Below are 4,860 nucleotides of genomic sequence, written 5' to 3' on the forward strand. Positions count from 1 at the left end.
GTGGCGAGCTCGGCGAGGAAGGCGTCGGTCGACTTCTTGCGTTTGTTGCGGCGAACCAGGCGGTCGCCGAGCATGTCCTGCTCGGTGAGTAGGGCGACTTCGGGCGAGGTGAAGCCGTGGTCGAGGGGCAGGACGATCAGGGCGACATTGCCCGAATCGCGCCCGCCCGCGGCGACGCCGAGCGCCTCCTGCCAGCTCTCCGCGAACACCGCATTGGGCAGGCCATGGTCGGCGAGCAGGCCCTTCAGCCGCTCGCGCGAGCCGATCGAATAGCTGGCGAGGACGGGCTTCTTGCCGTTCTTGCGCAGCTTGGCGAGGTGGTCGGTGACCTCTTCGTAGATGTTGGTGCCGGACGCGCGCTCGGGCGCGAAGTCGCGCGGGCCGTCTACCGCGAAGTCGAGGACGGTCGCGCTTTCGGGCTCGTGGAAGGGCGTGGCGAGATGGGCCCTGGCTTCCTTGATGCGCTTCTCCCACTCGGCGGGGAGGAGGTAGAGCTGGTCGGTGCCGAGCGGGCGGTAGCTGCCGGCATCGGTCGACTGGGCGCGGACGCGGTTGGCCTGATAGTCGGCGATCGCCTCGAACCGGCTTTCCGCCGCACCGGCATCGCCCGCGTCGCGGACGATCACGGCGTTCTCGGGGAGATGCTCGAACAGGGTTTCGAGGCGCTCCTCGAACAAGGGCAGCCAATGCTCCATGCCGGCGAGGCGGCGGCCGTCGCTGATCGCCTGATAGAGCGGGTCGCCGGTGGCGGTGGCGCCGAACTTCTCGCGATAGCGCGTGCGGAAGCGCTTGATCGTGTCCTCGTCGAGCAGGGCTTCGGAGGCGGGGAGGAGGGTGAAGCCGTCGACGCGGCCGGTGGTGCGCTGGTCGGCGGGATCGAAGGTGCGGACGCTCTCGATCTCGTCGCCGAAGAAGTCGAGGCGCAGGCCCTGCTCGCTGCCCGAGGGGAACAGGTCGACCAGGCCGCCGCGGACGGCGAACTCGCCGGAATCATGGACGGTGTCGGTGCGGACATAGCCGTTGGCCGAGAGGAGCGCGGCGAGGCGGTCGAGCGAGATGCGCTCGCCCGGCGCGAGGCGCGCGGTCATCTGGCGGACGCGGAACGGGGTTAGCGTGCGCTGAGTCGCGGCATTGACGGTGGTGAGGATCAGGCGGGGCTTGCTGGCCTTGGACTGGAGCGCGGCGAGCGCGGCCATGCGCTCGGCCATGACGCGCAGGGTCGGGCTGGCGCGGTCGTAGGGCAGGCAGTCCCAGGCGGGAAACTGGACGATCTCGAGCTCGGGGGCGAAGAAGGTCGCGGTGGACGCGACGGCGCGCATCGCGGACTCGTCGGGGGCGATGTAGACGGCGCTGGTGGTCGAGGCGCGCGCGAGGTCGGCGAGCAGCCAGGGGAGGAAGCCCGAGGGGGCGCCGGAGAGGGTGAGCGGCGCCTTGGCCGAGAGGATCTGGTTCAGGTCGGGCATTCTGCTCTCTTCGTCACCCCGGCCCTGTGCCGGGGTCCACTTTGCCGCCCGCGACATGCAAGAGGCTCTCTGGATTCATGTGCCGCCCGGTGGACCCCGGCACGAGGCCGGGGTGACGGCCTGGGAATTACTCGGCGATGGGCACGTAGTTGAGCGCCTTGAGCGCGGACATGATGGTTCCCTGATACTCGGGAGGGACCGGCTGGGTTCCCATCGCCCAGGCCATGATATCGACGTCCTGCTCCTCGAGCAGCGTCTCGAACAGCGCGATTTCCGCGTCGTCCCAGCCGGCGTGATGCGCGTCGAAGAAGCCGCCGATCATCAGGTCGGCTTCCTTGACGCCGCGGTGCCAGGCGCGGAAGCGGAGACGTTTCAGGCGGGTTTCTCGATCCATGGGTTCCAACGCGAAATGGCCGACAGCGCTTTTCGCGCGGTCGGCTGGGGTTGCGAGGTGAGATAGGCGGGGCGGGTGAGAAAAACCAGTTCCCCTGCGCAAGCAGGGGCCCAGGGCGGCAAGCGGTGCGTTCGATAACCCTGGGTCCCTGCTTTCGCAGGGGAACAAGATGGCCTAATCCGAACCGGATGCGCCCCGACATCCTCAACCCGCTGTTCGCCGAAGTGACCGCGCTCAAGGGCGTGGGGCCGCAGCTCGCCAAGCCGCTGGAACGGCTGGGCCTCGCGCGCGTCGTCGATGTGGCGTTCCATCTGCCGAGCGGGTGGATCGACCGGCTGCCGCGCGAGGAGCTGGACGCGGCGGATGTCGGGCAGATCATTGCGATCACGCTGACGCCCGTGAATTACCGCATGGGCGGCAGTGCGCGAGCGCCGTCACGGGTCGAGGCGGTGGATGCGCGGGGCAATTACGTCACCCTGGTGTTCTTCGGCGGCAATTCGGGCTGGGCGAAGAAGCAGCTGCCGCTCAACGAATCGCGCTGGGTGTCCGGCAAGCTCGACCAATATGGTCAGGAACTGCAGATCGTGCATCCCGAGGTGGTCGCGCTGACCGATGCACAGCCCGGCGGGCGCGAGGCGATCTATCCGCTGTCCGAGGGGATGACGTCGAAGCGGTTGGCGGCATTGGCGGCGCAGGCGGTCGAGCGCGCCCCCGAATTGCCCGAATGGATCGAGCCGAGCCTGAAGGACCGCAATGGCTGGCCGGACTGGCGCGAGGCGCTGGCGCGGATCCATGCCGATCCCGCCGACATGAAGGCGCGCGACCGGCTGGCCTATGACGAGGTGTTCGCCAACCAACTCGCGCTGATGCTGGTGCGCGGCGCGGCACGGGCGAAGAAGGGGCGGCCGCTGGCGGGCGACGGGCGGCTGCGCGATGCGCTGCGGTTGCCCTATACGCCGACCGGGGCGCAGGCGCGGACGATCCGCGAGATCGAGGGCGACATGGCGCAGAGCCGGCCGATGCTGCGGCTGCTGCAAGGCGATGTCGGTGCGGGCAAGACGCTGGTCGCGGCGATGGCGCTGCTGATCGCGGTCGAGGCGGGCGCGCAGGGCGCGATGCTCGCCCCGACCGAGATCCTCGCGCGCCAGCACTTCGAGACGCTGCAGCGGCTGTTCTCCGGGCTCGGCGTCAACCTCGCCATTCTCACGGGGCGCGACAAGGGCAAGGTGCGTGAGGCGACGCTGATGGGTCTCGCCGACGGATCGATCGATATCCTGATCGGCACGCATGCGATCTTCCAGCAGGGGGTCGAGTATCGTGACCTGGGACTGGTGGTGGTGGACGAGCAGCATCGCTTCGGCGTGGCCGAGCGGATGATGCTCCAGGCCAAGGCGAAGGTCGCGCCGCACCTGCTCGTCATGACCGCGACGCCGATCCCGCGCACGCTCCAGCTCGCGACGCATGGCGAGATGGACGTGAGCAAGCTCGACGAGATGCCGCCGGGTCGCCAGCCGATCGAGACCAGCGTGATCAGCGAGGAGCGGCTGGAGGAGATCGTCAACGGCCTCGCGCGGCATCTGTCGGGCGGGGGGCAGGCCTATTGGGTGTGCCCGCTGGTCGAGGAAAGCGAGAAGGTCGATATGGCGGCGGCCGAGGCGCGGGCGGAGGCGTTGCGCTCGCGCTTCGGCGACCGCATCGGGCTGGTCCATGGCCGGATGAAGGGGCCGGAGAAGGATGCGGTGATGGCGCGCTTCGCCTCGGGCGAGCTCGGCGTGCTGGTCGCGACGACGGTGATCGAGGTGGGGGTGGACGTGCCCAACGCCACGCTGATCGTGATCGAGCATGCCGACCGCTTCGGGCTGGCGCAACTCCACCAGCTTCGGGGCCGGGTCGGGCGCGGCGGCGGGCGATCGGTGTGCGTGCTGCTGCGCGGGGGCACGCTGAGCGAGACGGCGCGGGCGCGGCTGGCGCTGATGCGCGAGACCAATGACGGCTTCCGCATCGCCGAGGAGGACCTGCGGCTGCGCGGCGCGGGCGAGATGCTCGGCACGCGCCAGTCGGGCGAGCAGACCTTCCGCCTCGCCCCGCCCGAGAAGTTCGCCGAGCTGATCGGCGCGGCCAATGCCGATGCGCGGCTGCTGGTCGATCGCGATGGCGGGCTCAGCGGCGAGCGGGGGCAGGCGGCGCGGGTGGCGCTGTACCTGTTCGAGCGCGACGCGGCGGTGGGATTGCTGCGCGCGGGTTGAACCGCTCGCGTCACGACCTATCTGCGGCGCAGATGGGCGCGATCATTCCAATTCTGCTGACGATCCTCGCCGGGATCGGCGTCGCCATGCAGCCGCCGGTCAACGCGATGCTGGCGCGCAACGGGTCGGTGATCCTCGCCGCGTTGATCTCCTTCGGAGTGGGAACCGCGATCCTGCTCGGGATCTGGGCGACGCTCGATCGCACCTCTCCGGCCGGACTCAAGGACGTGCCATGGTGGGCCTGGACCGGGGGCATCTACGGGGTGATCTTCGTCTCGACCTCCGCCTATGCCGCGCCACGCCTGGGGCTCGCGTCGATGCTCACCATCGCGATCGCCGCGCAGCTGGCGGCGGCGCTGGTGATCGATCATTTCGGGCTGATCCGGCTGGCGCAGACCCCGATTACGCCGATGCGCGCATTCGGCGTGCTGCTGGTGCTCGCCGGGGTCGTGCTGGTGCGGCGGGGCTAGGACGGATCGGTATCAGTCCTCCCCCGCCAGGGGGAGGTGTCAGCCGGAGGCTGACGGCGTGGGCGGACACGCCACTGCCGTTGGGCGTCCTCCCCGTCCGTCACGCCGCGCGTGCCACCTCCCCCTGGCGGGGGAGGATAGAATGTCGCGACTGCCGGTCAGCCCTTTTTCAGCATCTGGGCGAGCAGCTCGTAGTAGCTCGCCAGGTCGATCGCACTGTCGAAGCTGACGCCGAGCCGGCCGCCAAGGCACCAGCGCACCTCCGCGGCCGGCTCAGCGTCAGCTTC

Annotated in this window: 3 protein-coding genes and 1 pseudogene; 2 read left to right on the top strand and 2 right to left on the bottom strand. The window is 69.7% G+C overall.

The window, feature by feature from the left end:
• Both ABDV68_RS18300 and ABDV68_RS18305 read right to left on the bottom strand, forming a co-directional pair.
• A pseudogene (locus tag ABDV68_RS18300) lies at positions 1-1,463 on the bottom strand (transcription-repair coupling factor); the annotation flags it as partial.
• Between the two features lie 127 nt (positions 1,464-1,590).
• Positions 1,591-1,857 carry a succinate dehydrogenase assembly factor 2 gene (locus ABDV68_RS18305; protein WP_343521530.1) on the bottom strand — a complete coding sequence of 89 codons (267 nt, stop codon included), beginning with the start codon at positions 1,855-1,857 and terminating at the stop codon, positions 1,591-1,593.
• A gap of 188 nt (positions 1,858-2,045) precedes the next feature.
• Between ABDV68_RS18305 and recG the strand changes: the two genes are divergently transcribed.
• Positions 2,046-4,103, top strand: a complete 2,058-nt coding sequence (gene recG / locus ABDV68_RS18310; RefSeq protein WP_343521531.1) for an ATP-dependent DNA helicase RecG — start codon at positions 2,046-2,048, stop codon at positions 4,101-4,103.
• 32 nt (positions 4,104-4,135) lie between these two features.
• A complete protein-coding gene (locus ABDV68_RS18315) occupies positions 4,136-4,573 on the top strand; it encodes a DMT family transporter (RefSeq protein WP_343521532.1) in 438 nt (145 codons plus the stop codon).
• The last annotated feature ends 287 nt before the right edge of the window (positions 4,574-4,860 follow it).

It is taken from the genome of Sphingomonas sp. (assembly GCF_039595165.1).
Classification (GTDB): Bacteria; Pseudomonadota; Alphaproteobacteria; order Sphingomonadales; family Sphingomonadaceae; genus Sphingomonas.